Here is a 17,927-nt window from a genome sequence, read left to right as displayed (position 1 = left end):
TGGGGTTGCGCCCCGTGGCTTGCGCCTCGCCGTCAGCCCCCTTTTTCCCAGCGGAGCTTTGACGATGCAGCCGTCGGCAGCTTGCCAGGTCCAATCGATGCCCACCAGGTCGTCGTACGCTTCCAGCAGCACCGCCCAGGCTCGGGCGAACACCCCGTGGCGTATCCACTCCTGAAAGCGGTCGTGAACGGTCGACTTGGCCCCGAACTCCCGCGGCAATGCGCTCCACTGCGCCCCCGTCCGCGCCAGCCAGATCAGCCCGTTCAGGATCTGTCGGTCACTCTTCCGGGGTCTGCCGGACTCCGGACCTTCTCCACGACCAGCAACGGCGCGAGACGCTCCCACAACGCATCATCCACGCTCCAGATCGTCGGATCATCCGGTCTCTTCTTCTTCGGCTCGCTCATACGCGACAGTCTAACTCTTCCTCAACTTTCCGGATAGGCTCTAAGCCAGGCGTTATCTCGTTGCGAACCGCTGACCGGGAAGCCGAATGGCCGCAGAGCCGGAAACGAAGGAGCAGACTGCCCGGCTTGGAGAGATCACCGAATGCCACGTCTTTCTCGGAGCCGCGCCGTGTCGCCGGCGCGTGCCGGGACAGCGCCGCATCCGCTTCACCACGTGGGGTCTGCCGCGAGGAGCTGCTCGGCTTCGCGGCGGGGGATGGGCGGGGAGAAGAGGAAGCCCTGGCCGTACTCGCAGCCCATGGCGCGGAGCGCGGCGAGCTGCGCGGGCTTCTCGATGCCCTCGGCCACCACGGTCAGCTCCAGGTTGCGGGCCAGTGCCACGATGGCGTGCACCAGCTGCGCGCTGCGGTGCTCGGTGTCCATGCGCGCCACGAAGCTGCGGTCCACCTTCACCCCGTCGAGCGCGAAGCGGTGCAGGTAGCCGAGCGACGAGAAGCCGGTGCCGAAGTCGTCCATGTACAGCTCCACCCCCAGCGCCCCCAGCCGCGCGAGCATGGCCTTGGCCGGGGCCGCGTCTTCCAGGATCACGCTCTCGGTGATCTCCAGCTTGAGGAACGCGGGGTCCACGCCGCTGGCATCCATCGTCCGCTCGATGTGCTCCACCATGTCCGGCTGCGCGAACTGCTTGGCCGAGAGGTTGAGGCTCACGGTGAGCGGCGGCTGGCCGCCGGCGCGGCGCCACGACCGCGCGTGCCGGCACACCTCCTCCACCACCCAGCGGCCGATGGGCAGGATCAACCCAGTCTCCTCGGCCACGGGGATGAACTCGTGCGGCGAGATGGTCCCGCGCGTGGGGTGGGCCCAGCGCACCAGCGCCTCGAAGCCGCTCACCTTGCCGGTGGGCAGCGAGACCACGGGCTGGTACACGAGGCGCAGCTCGCCGCGCTCCACGGCCCGGCGCAGGTCCATCTCCATCTGCAGGCGCACCAGCGCCTCGGCGTGCATGGCGCGGTCGAACACCTCGTAGCGCGCCTTGCCCTGCGCCTTGGCGCGCGAGAGCGCCGCGTCTGCGTTCCGCAGCAGCTCGCCGGCGTCGCGGTAGCCGGCGGAGCTGAGCGCGATGCCGATGCTGGCCGAGGCGAACACCTCGTGCCCGTCGGGATGGAAGGGGAGCGACAGCGCCTCCAGCACCCGCTCGGCGGCGTGGGAAGCCTCCACGGCCCCCGCCACGTCCTCGAGCAGCAGCGTGAACTCGTCGCCCCCGAAGCGGGCGACGGTGCCCGCGGGCCCCACCGCCTCCTCCAGGCGCGCGGCGAGCGCCACCAGCAGCCGGTCGCCCACGCCGTGGCCCAGCGAGTCGTTGACGACCTTGAACCGGTCCAGGTCCAGGAAGAGCACCGCGAAGGGCGCCTCGCCGCCGCGGCGGGCGCGCTCGATGGCCTGGCCCAGGCGGTCCACGAAGAGCGCGCGGTTGGGCAGGCCGGTCAGCGCGTCGTGCAGGGCGCCGTACGCCAGCCGCTCCTCGGCCCGCTTGCGCTCGGTGATGTCGTGGATGATGCCCTGCATTCCCGCCGGTCGCCCGTCCGGCCCGGGGCGCACGTTGGCGCTGAGCAGGCAGTCCACCTCCGTCCCGTCGGCCCGCGCCAGGCGCACCTCGTAGTCGCGCACGTAGCCGCTGCGCCCGATCTCGTCCTGAAAGCGCACGCGGTCGGTGGGGTGCACGTAGATCTCCCGCACCTCCAGCCCCACCATCTCGCCGCGCGTGTAGCCGAACAGGTCCAGCGCCGCCTGGTTCACGTCGATGAACCGGTCGTCCGGGCCGGTCATGTAGATGGCGTCGCGCGACTCCTCGAACAGGGCCCGGTAGCGGCGCTCGCTCTCGCGCAACGCCTCCTCGCTGCTGCGGCGGCCGGTGATGTCGCGGGCGAAGCCCTGCACGCCCACCACGGCGCCGTCGCGCAGGGCGGGCGTCTCCACCAGCTCCAGCACCACGCGGCGCCCGTCGCGGTGGCGGGTGACGGCGGCGTAGGTGCTGAGCTGCTCCTCGGCGGCCAGGGTGGCGCGGGTGCGCTCCTCCACCTGGGCGTCGCTGGGGTCGCCGGTGAGCATCTCCCGGAACGTGCGGCCCCCCAGCTCGTCGGGCTCGTAGCCCAGCACGTCGCGCACCGACGGGGAGAGGTACTGGAAGACGCCGTCGCGGTCGTGCACGTAGAAGAAGACCTGCTCGCTCCCCTCCACCATCAGGCGGTAGCGCTCCTCGCTGGTGCGCAGCGCCTCTTCGGCCCGCCGCCGGTCGGTGATGTCGCGGTTCACGCCCAGCGCGCCCACCCGCTCGCCGCGCGAGTCGAAGAGCGGCACCACCAGCGTCTCGGACACGCCCGGCGTCCCGTCCTTCCGCACGAAGCGGATCTCGCCGGACCAGCGCCCCTCGGCCTCCAGCGCCCCCAGGATGGCGCGGTTCAGCCACGCGGCCTCGCCGGGGTCCAGCCAGATGTCCACCGTGCTGCCCATCACCTCGGCCGCGGCGTAGCCGTAGGTGCGCTCGGCGGCGGGGTTCCACTCCACGATCCGGCCGGCCAGGTCGGTGATGATGACGGCGTCGTACAGGTTGGCGAAGGCCAGCGCCTGGCGCCGCAGCTCCTCCTCGGCCCGCTTGTGCCGGGTGATGTCGAACGCGGTGCCCAGCGCCGCCGTCTCGCCGCGGTAGCGGATCACGCCCGAGGTGAAGTCCACCCAGCGCTCCGCCCCGTCGCGCGTGACGATCTTGAACTCGTAGCGCGGCGCGACCGCATCTCCCTTCTGCCGTGCCATCCCGCGCTCGCGCACGGCGTCGCGGTGGTCGGAGTGCACCAGCTCCCAGAAGTGCATTCCCAGCAGCTCCTCGCGAGAGTAGCCGGTCAGCTCCGTGGCCGCCGCGTTGACGTAGACGAAGCGGGTGCCCTGGTAGATGAACGTGGCCGCGGCGATCGTCTCGGCCAGCTCGCGGAACTGGCGCTCGCTCTCGCGCAGCGCCTCCTCGACCCGCAGCCGCTCGCCCGCGTCCACCATCGAGCCCACGAGGCGCACCGCGCGGCCGCCCACGCGGGTGACGTGCGCGCGGTCGACCACGGTGGCCCACGACCCATCCCCCCGGCGGAAACGGTACTCGTCGGCCCACGTGAGCGCGGCGCCGTCCAGCACCCCGCGCAGACCGTCCAGCACCCGCTCGCGGTCGTCCGGGTGGACGCGGTCCGCCCACCACGCCCGCGTGGGCTCCACCTCGTCGGCCGCGTAGCCGAAGATGCCGGTGAGGCCGTCGTTCCACTCGCGCGCGGCCGACCCCGGCTCCCACGCCCACAGCGCGTCGCGCGGGGCCAGCCGCAGCAGCCGGTCGCGCTCGCCGATCTCCAGCCCGGCCGCCTCTACCGAGCGCTCCAGGCGCGCCTGCTCCTCGCCGGCGCGCGCATAGGCGCGGCCCACGTCGTCCACGAAGTCCCGGAGCTCCGGGGGGAGGGCGTCGGCCGCGCCGAAGTGGCGCTGGATCTGGCGAAGGAGCCGCTCGTGCAAGCGCTACGCTCCCGCGTGTGGCGGTGGGGCTTCGCGCCGGCCGGCCCGGCGCAATGGGGGATTTTTCGGCACTGCACGAACCCGTCCAGCGGCGACGGCTGTTTCCAAGCCGCGAGGCGGAGGGCGGTAGTGGGAGCCCGTCCGCCAGCCGGTCCCTCCCGAGCTGGGTGGCAGAGGGCCTGCCTGCTGGGATCGGAAGGGTGTGCGGGAGGTCAAGCCGAGGCAAGAGTTTCGCTCGCCTTCCCCGGCGGCGAACCCACTGAACTCCCCGAACGGAGCCGCACCACGGAACAGCACGGCCGATGAAGGTCCTCCGCCGCGCAGGCCGATCCGCCCCCGCCTCCCATCTACCCGTCCCGCACCCGAATTCTCCCCTCCCCCAGGCAGTTTTGGGGGAGGGGCCGGGGGGAGGGGGCCGCTCTCAGCCCACCGTATCCCTTCGGCTACCTCGCGGTCGTCACCCGCACTGTCCCGCAGCGAGGAAAGCGCGGATTCCCTCCGTGTCCACCGGGCGCGAAATCAGGTAGCCCTGCGCGTAGTCGCACCCCAGCTCGCGCACGCCTTCCAGCTGCGCCTGCGTCTCCACCCCCTCGGCGATGACGGCCAGGCCCAGGCCGCGGGCAAGGACGGCGATGGTGCGCACCAGGGCGCCGGTGCCGTTCTCCTCTTCCATGCGCCCGATGAACGAGCGGTCGATCTTCAGCCCGTCCAGCGGCAGGCGGTGCAGGGAGGAGAGCGACGAGTAGCCGGTGCCGAAGTCGTCCATCTGCACCTGGATGCCCAGCGCCTTGAGCTGCCGCAGCATGGCGCCCGCGCTCTCGGTGCTCTCCATCACCGCGCTCTCGGTGATCTCCAGCTTCAGGTGGCGCGGGTCCAGCCCCGTCTCGCGCAGCGTGTCGGCGATCTTCTCGACCAGGTCGCGCTGGGCGAACTGCTTGGCGGAGAGGTTGATGCTCACCGCCATGCGCGCCCGCGGGAACTCCGCGCGCCACTCGGCCAGCTGGCGGCACCCCTCGCGCATCACCCAGTCGCCGATGGGCAGGATGGCGCCCGTCTCCTCCGCCACGGGCACGAACTCCGCCGGGGGGATGAGGCCGCGAACCGGGTGCTGCCAGCGCAGCAGCGCCTCCACGCCCGCGATGGCGCCCGTGCGGAGGGAGACGATGGGCTGGTAGTGCAGGCGGAACTCGCCGCGCTCGGCGGCGCGGCGCAGGTCGGTCTCCAGGCGCAGGCGGCCCAGCGCGGCGTCGTGCATGGCCCGGTCGAAGACCTCGCAGCGCGCCACGCCGCTGGCCTTCGCGCGGTACATGGCCATGTCGGCGTTGCGCAGCAGGTGCTCGGGCCGCTCGCCGCCGCTGCCCAGCGCGATGCCCACGCTGGCGCCGGTGAACACCTCGTAGCCGCTCAGCACCACGGGCACGGCCACCACCTCGGCCAGGAGCTCGGCGGCGGCGCGGGCCTCGTCCTCGCCCGCAACGCTCTCCAGCAGCACCGCGAACTCGTCGCCGCCCAGGCGCGCCACGGTGTCGCCGGCCGCGCACTCGCGCAGGCGGCGGGCGACCTCCACCAGCAGCTCGTCGCCCACGTGGTGGCCCAGCGAGTCGTTCACCACCTTGAACCGGTCCAGGTCCAGGAAGAGCACCGCGAAACCCGTCCCGCCGCGCCGCCGCCGCTCCACCAGGCGGCCCAGGCGCTCCATGAAGAGGTGGCGGTTGGGGAGGCCGGTGAGGGCGTCGTGCATGGCGTCGTGGCGAAGCTGCTCCTCCACCCGCTTGCGCTCGGTCACCTCCTCGCCGAAGAGGTGCACGGTGCCCAGCGACGGGTGCGGATGGTACGTCCACGCCAGGATGCGGCACCCCGCGCGCACCTCCACGCCGCGCGCGCCCTGCCCGCTGGCCACGCACTCGCGCACCAGCAGCGCGTGCGCGCCGGGCAGGATCTCGTGCGCGCCCTCCGCGCCCAGCTCCGCCAGCAGCCGCTCGGCCGAGGGGTTGAGGTAGACGATGCGCGCCTGGGCGTCGCACTCCACGATGGGATACGGGTTCTCGCGGGGGATGGCGGCCAGGCGCACGCTCTCCGCCTCCGCGCGCTTGCGCTCGGTCACGTCGCGCGAGTTGACCACGATGCCGCGCACCACCGGGTCGTCCAGCAGGTTCTTGCCGATGGCCTCGAAGATCCTCCACGTGCCGTCCGCGTGCGGCGCGCGGAACTCCAGCGAGGCGGCGGCGCCGGGCGTGTGCCGGTCCAGCCGCAGCACCTCGCGGGCGCGCTCGACGTCGTCGGGGTGCACCAGCTGCAGCGCGTGACGCCCGATCAGCTCCTCCGGGTCCCAGCCCAGCAGGCGGCGGACGGAGGGCGTGATGTAGCGCGTGGTGCCGTCCTCGTTGATCACGTGGATCACGTCGCGGGCGTTCTCCACCAGCGAGCGGAAGTACTCCTCGCTTTCGCGGAGCGCGCGCTGGATGGCCTCGTGCGCGGGCGTCTCGCGGGCGGGGCGGCGGGGCTCGCCGGGCAGAAGGGTGTACGGGGCGAGGATCTCGGTCACTAGGCGCGGGGCGTGCCGGGAGCGGCGCGCCGGAGGTGTGAGTGCGTGGGAGCTCCGCGCGCGGGGTACGGGTGCGGCGGAGAAAGGTGTGGTTTTCGTGAGGTTGAGGTGCAACATACACGCACCCGGCGAGAAGCGAAACGCCTGGGTGCGTGGGGCGCCGGAGATGGCCGGAGATGGAGCCGCTGGCCGGCCTCCGGGGGCCTGCGGCCCGATGGTACGAACCCGCTCCGTCCCGCTAGCCGGCGCATCCACGACGGTGCTTGTGCGCGTGGCCCCGCGGACGGATCTTCAGCCGCCGACGGAGCGTTCCCCTCTCGCATCCCTCCCGTCCCGCCGATCATCTCACTGCCGACGATGCAGATTCCCGAGAACATTATCGCAACAGGGCCGGACGTGGCCGGCACACTGGCAGACGAGGCTCCGCGGCAGCCGCGGCCGTGGCTTGCGGCGGTGATGTCGTTCTTCGTCCCCGGCCTGGGGCACTTGTACGCGGGACGGGGCCGGCGCGGACTGCTGTGGATGGCCGGCTGCTGGGTGCTCGGTGTGCTCGGCGCCGCGATCCTGATGCGCACGTGGCCATTCGCGGTCCGTGCCGCGCTCTTCGCGGTGGTGGCGGCCTGCACCAACGCCGGCATCGTGTGGGATGCCTTCCGCTCCGCCCGCACCGCGACCCCGCGGCGGAAGTGGTACACGCGTTGGTACTGGCTGGCCGGGTACGCCGCCGCCATGCTCCTCGTCACACAGCCGCTCGTCCGCGCCTTCACGACGCGGCACGTGGCGAGCTCGTACACCATTCCCGCCGCGTCCATGCAGCCCGCGCTGCTGCCGGGCGACTACGTGATGGCGGGGCCTCGCGGCTCGGGGCCGGTCACGCGCGGCATGGTGGCTGTGGTGCGGGAGCGCGACGGGCTGGACCACGTGATGCGCGTGATCGGCATGCCGGGCGACACGCTGGAGATGCGCGAAAGGATGCTCTACGTGAACGGGCGCCGCCGGGCCGAGCCCTACGCCGTCACCAACCTCGCGGCAGACGTCCCGCTGCCCGCGCCGGAATGGCAGCGGCCGTTCCTGCTCCGAACGCCGGGAGACACCGCGCCGTACGCCCCCACGCCGGACACGTGGGGGCCGCTCCGCGTGCCCGCCGGCAGCTACTTCGTGATGGGCGACAACCGGCCGGCCAGCATGGACAGCCGCTACATCGGCTTCGTGCCGGACGCGCACGTGATGGGACGCATCGCCTGGATCTACTTCTCCCGCGATCCCGAGACGGGCGCCTTCCGCTGGGATCGCATCGGCAAGGACGTGCAGTGACGCTGTCCGGGAGATGCAGGCGCGTCCCTCGTCCTTCCACGTTCGGATCGAAACGGCGGTGAATCGGGAGACGAGGGGCGGATGCGAGAAGACGGAGGGGCGACGCGGATCCCGAGCGCCGGCCCTCCGTGCATCTACCGAAACCGCCGGGGCTACTGCGGCGGGTTGTGCTCCCAGGAGCCGTACATGGGGTTCGGCAGGACGATGAAGGTGCGGCCGAAGGGGGCGAACGCCGCGTCCGGGGCGTTGCGAACGTCCTGCGACAGCGCGGGGAAGTCCTGGATGTTGTCGCCCACCCACATCAGCACGCGCAGGGCCGGCAGGCCGGGCGCGGCGGTGCCGTTCTGCACGGCCTGGAAGCGTGGGTTCTTGTCGCCGGGGCCAGCGGGCTTGCACAGCACCGCGTCGAACGCGATGCCCACGCGCCGCAGATTGTCGATGGTCTCAGGGCAGACGGCCACGTCGCGGTTGGTGACGATGGCGACCTTGCCGCCCAACTGATGCGCCAGCTGCGTGAACTCCGCCGCGCCGGGAAGGGCGGTGGCCGCCTCCTGCCGTACCCACGCGTTCCACGCCGTGTCGGAGTAGACGGGATGGCCGAGCTGGTAGGTGGAGTTGTCCAGCACCGTCTCGTCCGCGTCCAATATCACGCCCCACGCGCCGCCCTGCGCCCCCGCCGCCATCTGCCGTAGCTGCTGCGACGCCCACGCGTACGTCTGGAGGAAGATAGCGCGATGCTCCGCCGAGCCGCGCGTCCACCGGATCGCCGTGGGCGTCGCGGACGGCGGGGCCTGCGAAGCGCCCGTCGGCCCGCCCGCCGCCGCCGGAGCGGGAGATGCCGCCGGTGCGGTTGCCACGGCAGGCGCACACGCCGTCGCCGTGGCCAGGTACGAGAGCAGCAGTAGTCTCTTCATCTTCATCGTCGGTCCGAGAGGCAGAGCGTGAACGCGCCAGGCGTGGAGGACAACATCCCAGCCACGATCCGCGACCGCAAGCATCGGGCGCAGGGAGTGGCGATCTCGCACCTCAACCCAGCTTTCCGGACCGTTCGGTAGTCTCGCGCTCGGCGACGAACCGCGCGTTCGTGATGCGCGAGCTCAGGTTGCCTTCACCGTACGAATGTCGTGCGGGAGCCCATGCGGAAGGTGTGGATGCGCGGTGAAGACTTGCGGCGGATACGAATCTTCTTGGATCACGGTCCGCCTCGCACCTACCTTGGGGATGGGACCCGTGCGCCGCGGTTCGCCCGCGCCTGGCACGGTTGTTGGATTGGAAACGTCCGGCGGTTCGCCTCACCCTACCCCGGAGCAGCCCATGGAAACCCTTCTGCGTAGGTACGCGGAGTGGAGAGGGCAGTGCAAGGCGGCGCAGGTGATCGTGTTCGACGGAGCGGCAGAGATCGAGCGCACCAGGTCCTTCATGAAGGGAGCGGCAACCGGCATCATCCTCTCGTTCGCCACGCTGGCGCTGGCGGCGCCCGGCACCGTGGACCCCGACCTGCTGCGCGAGACGCAGCACCGCGCCGACCTCGTCCGCGAGGCCGAGGGGCGCGTCCGGCAGGCGACGGCGCTCGCCAACACCTGCCTAGCGACGGCGCAGCACATGGAGCAGACGCTCGACGGTTACCAGCGCGTCCTCAAGGGCAAATAGTACCGGCCCGGCAACATCTGCACGCCAGGACGGCCGTTTCGGGAGATGCACGGCGGGAGGGCACCGCATCGACTGAAGGCTCGTCGGGGAGATGAGCGCGGGCAGAACGAACGCAGTCGGCGAGCGGGTAGATCGGACGGATTCGGAGGATGATGTGAACGACACAGGCCCGGCCGCGAGGAGCGCGGCCGGGCCTGTCGTACATCTACCGTCGTTCATCCACCGAACCGAAATTGTGATCTGGTCGGCAGATGCGGGTTACTGCGCCGGGCCGAGGATGGATGCGGCGCGGCCGAACTCGCGGACGGCGGCGGCGACGTCGGGGTCCAGCGCGGCGACCACGCGGTAGTAGCCCTCGGCACCCCACTTCGTGCCGGCAATGGCGCGGACGAGGGAGCGGTTCAGCACTTCCGCCGACTCGGCGTCGGCGGGGATCTGCACGCCCTGGCCCGCCGCGAAGGTGCGGAACGAGGCCAGCGCATCCGCCGGGAGGCGCGGGTTGGCCGCGAGCGCCTCGGGCGTGGTGAAGGCCGCCGCGTTGGCGGTCAGGTAGCCGCCGATCCACTTGGTCGGCAGGTCTTCCTCGCGCGTGCGGGCCAGCCACAGCGGCGCGGGCGTGGGCTGCGCGAATACCACGTCCGGGTAGATGCCGCCTCCGCCGTACACCGTGCGCCCTGCGTCCGTCTTGCAGCTGGGCCGCCCCACCGTGTCGCGCGCTTCGCCGGCGAGCCGGTAGTAGTCGCGCTGCGTGACGGAGCGGTACTGCCGCTGGATCACGCGGCCGCACGGGGTGAGCATGTGGCCCACCACCAGCTCGATCACCGATCCGTCGGTCATGGGGAAGCCGCGCATCAGCAGCGACTTGCCGAAGCTGGGGCGGCCCACGATCAGCGCGCGATCATGGTCCTGGAGCGCGCCCGCCACCAGCTCCGATGCGCTGGCGGTGCCGGAATTCTGCATCACGACAATGGGGTAGCGCCGCTCGCGCCGCCAGAACGAGCGCTTCACCAGCCCGGTTTCCGACGTCTCGGCCTTGCGGCCAACGGAGGTGTACACGACCTGGCCCTCGGGCAGGAACTCGCCGGCGACCTTGGCCGCCTCGTCCACCAGGCCGCCGCCGTTGTCGCGCAGGTCCAGCACCAGGCGCCGCATCCCCTGTCCCTCCAGCCGCCCCAGCGCCGCGTGCAGGTCGTCGGAGACACGGCCGTTGCTGAAGGTGGTGATGCGCACGTAGCCGGTCTGCGGGTCCAGCATCATCGCCACCGGCACCGCCGTCGCCTCGGCCGTGCGCTCGCGCTTGACCACGCGCTCCAGCCGCGCCAGCGAGCCGTCGATGCGGCGGCGCTCCAGGCCCAGCCGGACCGTAGTGTTCCGCGGCCCGGCCAGCGTCACGTCCAGCTCGTTGGGGCTCTCGGCCGCCACCGGCTTCCCGTCGATCGCCACCAGCTCGTCGCCGGGCAGGATGTCTTGCTTGGAGGCCTCGGAGCCGGGCGCCACGCTGGACACCACGGGCGAGCCGCCGAAGTAGCTGAAGTCGATGGGCACGGGGAGCAGGCGCCCTTCCTCCAACGCCTTCTCCTTGTCCGCCGAAAGGCGCGTGGCGGGGATCACGTACGAGTGCGGGTCGGCGGCGCGCACCATCCCCTCCACCGCGGCCATGAACAGGTCGTGCGTGTTCACCGAGTCCGGGTGGTTCACGCGGATCTGGTTGAGGACCTGGCTGAACATCTGGAGGTCCTCGTACGCGCTGCGGGGGCGCACCACGCGCGCCGTGTCCTGCGCGTGGGCCTGCGCGCCCGGGGCGAGCAGCGCCAGCGCACCCAGCGCTGGTACGGCGAGGCCGCGGCTGAAGATGGAGAGGCTTCTCATGGTCCGGGTAATTCCAATTCTAAGGTGAAGATTCCAAAGTGATGCTTCACGGCGTCGCGGCCGCCGGGCTGGGAGGCGGCGCGGTCAGCTCCGCCAGGCGCTGCGTGGCGATCAGGAGGTACGGATCGCGGCGGGCGGCGCGGGCGACGAAGGCGCGGTAGCTCTGCGTGGCCTCGGCCTCCATGCCGCTGGCGTCGTAGATGCGGGCCAGCATGTAGTACGGACCGGCGAACCACGGCTCCAGCTCGGTGGCCTTCCTGAACTGCTCCGCCGCCTCCTCGAACTTCTTCGCGGTGCCCAGCGCGAAGCCGTAATTGTAGCGGAGTGCGGCATCGTTCGGCTGGATCTGCACCGCCAGGTCCAGCTCGCCGATGGCGCCCGCCGTGTCGCCTGCCGCGAGCGAGAGCGCGCTGAGCCGCACGTGCGCCGGGAAGTACGAGATGTCCTCCGTCAGCGCGCGCCCGTACGAGTCACGGGCCCCCGCCTTGTCGCCCATCTTCTCCTGGATGATCCCCACGCTCTCCTCCAGGTGCGCCTTGGAGCGGTAGCGGAAGACCACGGAGTCCTTGTCCTCGTCATCCTTCTTCCACAGCGAGACGCCGTGCCGCATCCCCGTGAGCGCCTCGTCCAGGCGCCCGGCCAGGAAGAGCGCGCGCGCCCGCTCCACCTGGAGCCGCGCGCTGGGGCGCGAGCGGCGGATCGCTTCGTCGTAGAGCTCTACCGCCTTCGCGAAGCACCCGTTGCTGTACGCTCTCCATGCCGCCGTCGCCGATGATTCGCCGCCCGCTTCGCAGCTCGGCACGGGAACCCTCCACTCACCGCTGCCCAGCCACGCCGCCTGCCCGGGGTTCCGCCGATTCGCCTCCTCCGACGAATAGACGCCGTTGGCGAACGAGATCAAGAGGTAGTCCAGCCTGGGCTGGAGGAACGGGTCGGCCGTGGCGGCGCGGTCGTACAGCGAATCGAGCTGGCGCATCTCGGGCGAGCGCTCCGTGCGCCGGTCTCCGCGCAGGAACCGCAGCAGGCGCTGGCGGTCGCTCATCATCAGCGCCGTGCGCTCGCCGTAGACGGCGTCGGACATGCCCGGGTTGATCCGGCGCGCCCAGTGGAACGACGCGGCGGCCTCGGCCGGACGCCGCGCGAGGACGTGCACGCCGTTGCGGAAGTACGCCGTGGCGTCGTTCGTGTCTGCCCCGGCTTCCAGTGGCGGGCGCGGCGGGTCGGTTGGCGCGGGCACCCTCTGCGCCGCTGCGGACGTCGCGGCGCAGAGGCCGAGCAGGGCGGGAAGGAAGATGCGGCGCATCATATCTCCAGTCCGGGCAGCTCGCGCTACCGCCCGCCGGCCGGAGCCGGGGCGGCGGGGGCGGCCAGCTCGGCCAGGCGCTGGGTGGCGAGCGGCAGGTACTGGTCGCGGCGGCTGGCGCGGGCCACGAACGCGCGGTAGTTCGCCGTCGCCTCGTCCTGCATGCCGCTGGCGTCGTAGATGCGCGCCAGCATGTAGTACGGCGCGGCGAACGAGGGCTCCAGCTCCTGCGCCTTCTTGAACTGCTCGGCCGCCTCCTCGAACTTGCGCGCGGTGCCCAGCACGAACCCGTAGTTGTAGCGCAGCGAGCCGTCGCCCGGCCGGATCTGCACCGCCAGGTCCATCTCGCTGATGGCCGACGCCGTGTCGCCCGCGGCGAGCGCCAGGGCGCTGAGCCGCACGTGCGCCGGGAAGTACGAGATGTCCTCGGTCAGCGCGCGGCCGTACGCCTCACGCGCCGCCGCCTTGTCCCCCATCTTCTCGTGGATCAGCCCCACGCTCTGCTCCAGGTGCGCCTTGGAGCGGTAGAGGAAGACGACCCGCTTGGTGTCGTCGTCCTTCCGCCACTCGGTGATGCCCTGCTGCATGCCCGCCAGCGCCTCGGGGTAGCGGCCGGCCAGGTACAGGGCGCGGGCGCGGTTCAGCCGCAGCGGGGCCTTCTCGCGGCCCGAAGACCAGCGGATGGCGGCGTCGTACAGGTCCACCGCCTGGGCGTAGCGTCCCTCGCTGAACGCAAGCCAGGCGCGGGTGGGCGGCGTGGCCTGGCTGGTGAGGTAGTTCTGGATCTCGGCGGGCTTCACGTCGTCCATCACGCCCGAGTTGCCGTGCGTGCGCCAGGCGCCGTACCAGTAGATCCACAGCGCGCGGTCCAGCTTGGGCGCCAGGAACGGATCGGCGGTGGCGGCGCGGTCGTACAGCGAGTCGATGTGCAGCACGGCGGGCGAGTCCAGCACGCGCCGGCTGTCGTTCATCCACCCGAGCAGCCGGTCCTTGTCGGTCATCAGCAGCGCCGTGCGCTCGGCGTAGTATGCGTCTGCCCACGCCGGGTTGATGCGGCGCGCCCAGTAGAACGACGCGGCCGCCTCGGCCGGACGCGCCTCCAGGACCACGAAGCCGTGGGTGTAGTACGCCGTGGCGTCGTTCGTGTCGGACATCGCCTCCAGGCGCGGGCGCGGCGGCGCGGCGCCCGCGGGGGTGCGCTGCGCGTGCGCCCGTGCGGCGCCGAGGGAGAGAAGGGCGATGGCGGGGAGGAAGCGTCTCATGATGTGGCGATGCGTTCGTGGATGAGGATCAGGGTATCGCCGCGCTCGGCCGAGGCGAGCGGGCCACCCGCGTTGGTTCACAGCGGCCTTCCGCGGAAAGGCGGCAGGCGCTGGGCCTCCGTTTCCCGCGCCGATGCTGGCCGCAAAGAAGGGAGATGGGCTGGGATGAGCAGCAGCGGCGGGACGAGCGGAAGGGCGCAAGCCGACGGGCAGGAACATCCGGTGCAGCGCGCATACGCTAATGCGAAGCCGCCCCCCGCGCCAGGGACACGCCCCGACGCGCCGTCCCGTGCGTGCGGCCGGGTACGGCGCGGGGGAACGCACGGGGGCTGGATGCGGAGGAGGTGTCACCGGGCGCCCGCACCCGGCGGTGGGCTGGCGGAGAGCGGCGCATGGCGTCTATCATTCGCCGGATGCGGGCCGGGGCCCGCCCATGCCGACGACGAAGGGCACCGAGGACGATGAGACTGCAGATCTCGCGGCGGGAGCGCATCGAGCGCATCCGCACGCTTCCCGACGAGTTGGCGGCCGCGCTCGCGGGGCTGGACGACGCCGCGCTGGACACCCCGTACCGCGACGACGGGTGGACGGTGCGCCAGGTCGCGCACCACGTGGCGGACGCGCACATGAACGCGTACCTCCGCGTGAAGCTGATCCTCACCGAGGCCGAGCCGCAGCTCAAGACCTGGAGCCAGGACGACTGGGCCACGCTGCCGGACGCCGCCACCGCGCCCGTGGGCTACGCCGTGGACCTGCTGCGGGCGCTGCACGCGCGCCTGACCCTCACCTTCGAGCAGCTTTCGGGCGGCGACTGGACGCGCACCGGCCAGCACCCCGAGCAGGGCCCCATCACGCTCGATGCGCTGCTCGACCTGTACGCCTGGCACGGCCGCCACCACATCGAGCAGATCACCGCCCTCCGCCGCCGCAAGGGCTGGTAGCGCAGGCCGGCCGAATCATCCGAGAACGCCCCGCCCGGCATGCAGCCGAGCGGGGCGTTTTCGTGTCCGGGAGATGAGGAACGGCGTGGAATCGGTCGCGCGTCGAGCCGCGCACGAGTGATGCGGATTCCGGGTAGATCGGTTTGCCTTCGCAGAGTCTCGCCGAAGCGATCCGGACCATCGGTAGCAGCCCACGCCGGTGGGCTTTGTGCCGTCGTAGCCCGCGGCTTTAGCCGCCAGGGCGATGCTGGCCGCACCGATTCTCACGGATTTCGTATGTCCCACACGATTTGGATGCGATCTCGGGCGGGGCGATGAGGCAGTGACGCTGGGAAAAGAGACGGGGACGGCAGCGCGCCGTCCCCGTTCCTTCATCTACCGGCAGCCGTTCATCTACCGAAGACGCTAGGGCTTCTCGATGGGGGCGCGGACGGCGTTGCCCCACTCGGTCCAGGAGCCGTCGTAGTTGCGGACGCTGGGGTAGCCGAGCAGGTACGTGAGCGCGAACCACGTGTGCGACGAGCGCTCGCCGATGCGGCAATAGGCGATCACGTCCTTGTCCGCGCTCAGCCCGCACTGCTGCTCGTACAGCTCGCGCAGCTCTTCGGCGCTGCGGAACTCGCCGGTGTCGGGGTTCACGGCGCGCGCCCACGGCATGCTCTTGGCGCCGGGGATGTGGCCGCCGCGCATGGCACCTTCTTGCGGATAGTCCGGCATGTGCAGCCGCTCGCCGCGGTACTCCTCGGGCGAACGCACGTCGATGAGCGCGCCGCTGCCGCGGATGTGCTCCATCACGTCTTCGCGGAAGGCGCGGATCTTCTCGTCGTCGCGCGCGGGCACGGGGTAGTTGGCCGGCGGATACGAGGGGGCGTCGGTCACCAGCGGCCGGCCCTCGTCCTCCCACTTCTTGCGCCCGCCGTCCATCACCCGCACGCGGTCGTGCCCGAACAGGCGGAAGACCCACAGCGCGTACGTGGCCCACCAGTTGTTCTTGTCGCCGTAGAAGACGACCGTCGTCTCCGGCGAGATGCCCCTGTCGCGCATCAGCTTCGCGAAGGCGTCCGGGTCCAGGTAGTCGCGCTGGAGCGGGTGGTTGAGGTCGCTGTGCCAGTCGACCTTCACCGAGCCGGGCACGTGGCCCACGTCCCACAGCAGCACGTCCTCGTCGCTCTCCACGATGCGGATGGAGGGGTCGTCCAGGTGCGCGGCGACCCACTCGGTGCTGACCAGGGCCTCGGGGTGCGCGTAGCCGCGCTCCTCGATGGGGCGGGTGTCGTTGGCCATCGCTGTCCTCCTGTGGGGTGGCGCCCGCGCGGTGCGGACGTGGTCGGTCTGGCGGAAAAGAAAAACCCGGCCGCGCTCCGGGAGCGCGCCGGGTGGGCTGCGAGCCTCGCGGCCCCCGCCGCGTCAGCCGTGCGCCGCCCGGCACCCCCGCGGGAGCGGAGCGGCGGTACACGGCGCGGGCGGGCGGGATGCGTGGGCCATGAGGTGCAGACTACCCGCCCGCCCCAGCGGTGTCAAGCGCGGGGAGCGTCACCCCTGGGCCGCGCCTTCTTCGGCCGCGCGCACGGCGCGCTCGGCGGCCTGGAAGCCCATGCGCGAGTGCGTGCCGTCGCAGAACGGCTTGTTCACCGAGGCGCCGCAGCGGCACAGGTTGTACTTCTTGCCCGGCACCAGCGGGTACTCGTTGCCCTCGGCGTCCACCAGGCGGAACGGGCCGTCCACCAGCAGCGGTCCGTTGTTCTTGACCAGGATGGTCACCTGGGGCGTCGCCTGCGGGGTCTCGGTCTCGTCCGCCACTGTGCCTCTCTCGTCTCTCAAAAAGTCCGTCCGTTGCCCGCCGCGGGCTCATCCCGCGGCGGCGCCGATCATCCACACCACGCCCAGCGCGGCGCTGCCCAGCGCGGTGCCCGCCCGCAGCATCCCCGCCAGGCGCGGCAGCCTCGCGCCCGCCTGCTGGAACACCTGCCCGGCCACGAAGGCGTAGATGCCCATCGACAGCGTGGTTCCCACCCCGAAGAGCAGCAGGTAGCCCGCCGCCAGCCAGGGCGAGGCGATGAGCGTCACCGGCAGCAGCGCCACCAGCGGCGCCGTGCCCGCCAGCCCGTGCGCCACGCCCACCCACAGGCTGCCCGCGTGCGAGTGCCCGTGCGGATGCGCGTGTTCGCCCACGTGCGTGTGGCCGCGGGCGTCGCCCGCCAGCGCGTGTGCGCGCTCGTGCAGCACCGTCCACAGCAGCCACAGCCCCAGGCCCAGCAGCAGCATCCCCACGCCGAACTCCAGCCACTGCGTCACGCCCGCCGGCAGCCGGACGTGCAGCGCCACCAGCACCATGCCCACTGCCAGGATGGCGCCGGAGTGGCCCAGGCCCCACCGGATGCCGAAGCCCGCCGCCTCGCGCGGGCCGGGGCGCCGCGACACGAAGGTGGTGACCGCGGCCATGTGGTCGGGCTCCAGCGCGTGCATGAAGCCCGCGAGCAGGGCCGTGAGCAGCGAGACGAGGATCATCGTGGGTCGTCCGAAAAGCGTCGGGGGGTGCCAAGCGAACGGGCGGGAGCGCGAAAGCGCCTCCCGCCCGGCATGAAGTCTACCCGCTCGCGCGCGGACCGTCAAACCGCGGCGACCGGTCCGTCAGCCCAGGATCGGGTCCGGCTCGCAGGCGACCTGCAGGGAGACCACCGGGCAGTAGTAGCAGCCGGTGTCGTCCGTCACGCCGGGGGTCTTCTCAAACCGGTCCTGCGTGAGCTGGGCCGCGGGCTCGAAGCTGGAGACCCGGAGCGACTCCATGTCCAGAAAAAGCTTCTTCATTCGTGTGCCTGGGAAAGGTGCGAAATGGCGGCGTTCCACCCGCTCGCGCACGGGCCGGCGAACGCGGCCCGTGCGCGAGGGAAGGCGAATCAGCAGGGCGCCGTGTAGTTGTCCGGGCAGACGAAGCACCCGCTGTCCGGCGTGGGGAAGCCGGTCATGGGCTGCGAGCCCATCAGCGGGGCCTCGGGCTCGAACGTGGCGACTTCGACGTCCTCGGGGTTCAGCGACAGCTTGATCAAGATCGCATCTCCGTGTGCATGGGGTCCGGCAGGGCGCCCCGGC

General features: G+C 71.7%; 15 protein-coding genes. 3 read left to right on the top strand and 12 right to left on the bottom strand.

Annotated elements, in window-relative coordinates:
• The 3 genes from VFE05_20570 to VFE05_20560 all read right to left on the bottom strand — a co-directional run.
• A partial coding sequence (locus VFE05_20570; GenBank protein ID HET6232482.1) for a transposase occupies window positions 1-345 on the bottom strand: 345 nt, incomplete at its 3' end.
• Between the two features lie 269 nt (window positions 346-614).
• Complete coding sequence (locus tag VFE05_20565; GenBank protein ID HET6232481.1) at window positions 615-3,953, bottom strand: PAS domain S-box protein; 3,339 nt, start codon at window positions 3,951-3,953, stop codon at window positions 615-617.
• Between the two features lie 457 nt (window positions 3,954-4,410).
• Window positions 4,411-6,498 carry an EAL domain-containing protein gene (locus VFE05_20560; protein HET6232480.1) on the bottom strand — a complete coding sequence of 696 codons (2,088 nt, stop codon included), beginning with the start codon at window positions 6,496-6,498 and terminating at the stop codon, window positions 4,411-4,413.
• A 357-nt stretch (window positions 6,499-6,855) separates the two neighbouring features.
• On the opposite strand from VFE05_20560, the gene lepB reads away from it, so the two are divergent.
• Window positions 6,856-7,812, top strand: a complete 957-nt coding sequence (lepB, locus tag VFE05_20555; protein ID HET6232479.1) for a signal peptidase I — start codon at window positions 6,856-6,858, stop codon at window positions 7,810-7,812.
• 152 nt (window positions 7,813-7,964) lie between these two features.
• On the opposite strand, the gene VFE05_20550 is transcribed toward lepB, so the two are convergent.
• A complete protein-coding gene (locus VFE05_20550; protein HET6232478.1) occupies window positions 7,965-8,726 on the bottom strand; it encodes an HAD family acid phosphatase in 762 nt (253 codons plus the stop codon).
• A 400-nt stretch (window positions 8,727-9,126) separates the two neighbouring features.
• Between VFE05_20550 and VFE05_20545 the strand changes: the two genes are divergently transcribed.
• On the top strand, window positions 9,127-9,462 hold the full coding sequence (locus VFE05_20545) for a hypothetical protein (protein ID HET6232477.1): 336 nt from the start codon (window positions 9,127-9,129) through the stop codon (window positions 9,460-9,462).
• A 258-nt stretch (window positions 9,463-9,720) separates the two neighbouring features.
• Here the strand turns inward: VFE05_20545 and VFE05_20540 are convergent, their stop codons facing one another.
• Genes VFE05_20540 through VFE05_20530 form a run of 3 tightly spaced genes read right to left on the bottom strand, consistent with a single transcriptional unit; the run spans window position 9,721 to window position 13,896 of the window.
• Window positions 9,721-11,331, bottom strand: a complete 1,611-nt coding sequence (locus VFE05_20540; protein HET6232476.1) for a S41 family peptidase — start codon at window positions 11,329-11,331, stop codon at window positions 9,721-9,723.
• Window positions 11,332-11,377: 46 nt separating this feature from the next.
• Window positions 11,378-12,634 (bottom strand): hypothetical protein, encoded by a 1,257-nt coding sequence (locus VFE05_20535; protein ID HET6232475.1) that lies wholly within the window; start codon window positions 12,632-12,634, stop codon window positions 11,378-11,380.
• A gap of 26 nt (window positions 12,635-12,660) precedes the next feature.
• The gene (locus VFE05_20530; protein ID HET6232474.1) at window positions 12,661-13,896 is read right to left on the bottom strand and encodes a tetratricopeptide repeat protein; all 1,236 of its coding nucleotides are present in this window, start codon (window positions 13,894-13,896) and stop codon (window positions 12,661-12,663) included.
• 461 nt (window positions 13,897-14,357) lie between these two features.
• Between VFE05_20530 and VFE05_20525 the strand changes: the two genes are divergently transcribed.
• A complete protein-coding gene (locus VFE05_20525) occupies window positions 14,358-14,837 on the top strand; it encodes a putative metal-dependent hydrolase (GenBank protein HET6232473.1) in 480 nt (159 codons plus the stop codon).
• A 405-nt stretch (window positions 14,838-15,242) separates the two neighbouring features.
• Here the strand turns inward: VFE05_20525 and VFE05_20520 are convergent, their stop codons facing one another.
• The 5 genes from VFE05_20520 to VFE05_20500 form a co-directional block, all read right to left on the bottom strand.
• The gene (locus VFE05_20520; GenBank protein HET6232472.1) at window positions 15,243-16,121 is read right to left on the bottom strand and encodes a sulfurtransferase; all 879 of its coding nucleotides are present in this window, start codon (window positions 16,119-16,121) and stop codon (window positions 15,243-15,245) included.
• Window positions 16,122-16,370: 249 nt separating this feature from the next.
• Entirely contained in the window at window positions 16,371-16,637 is a 267-nt protein-coding gene (locus VFE05_20515; protein HET6232471.1) for a CDGSH iron-sulfur domain-containing protein, read from the bottom strand.
• Between the two features lie 48 nt (window positions 16,638-16,685).
• The gene (locus tag VFE05_20510; protein HET6232470.1) at window positions 16,686-17,345 is read right to left on the bottom strand and encodes a sulfite exporter TauE/SafE family protein; all 660 of its coding nucleotides are present in this window, start codon (window positions 17,343-17,345) and stop codon (window positions 16,686-16,688) included.
• A 123-nt stretch (window positions 17,346-17,468) separates the two neighbouring features.
• Window positions 17,469-17,645 (bottom strand): hypothetical protein, encoded by a 177-nt coding sequence (locus tag VFE05_20505; GenBank protein HET6232469.1) that lies wholly within the window; start codon window positions 17,643-17,645, stop codon window positions 17,469-17,471.
• Between the two features lie 89 nt (window positions 17,646-17,734).
• The gene (locus VFE05_20500; GenBank protein HET6232468.1) at window positions 17,735-17,884 is read right to left on the bottom strand and encodes a hypothetical protein; all 150 of its coding nucleotides are present in this window, start codon (window positions 17,882-17,884) and stop codon (window positions 17,735-17,737) included.
• Between the last annotated feature and the right edge of the window lie 43 nt (window positions 17,885-17,927).

Source organism: Longimicrobiaceae bacterium, assembly GCA_035696245.1.
Lineage (GTDB): Bacteria > Gemmatimonadota > Gemmatimonadetes > Longimicrobiales > Longimicrobiaceae > DASRQW01.
Note: the sequence above shows the minus strand (reverse complement) of the source record. Positions and strands in the feature narration are given on the sequence as shown.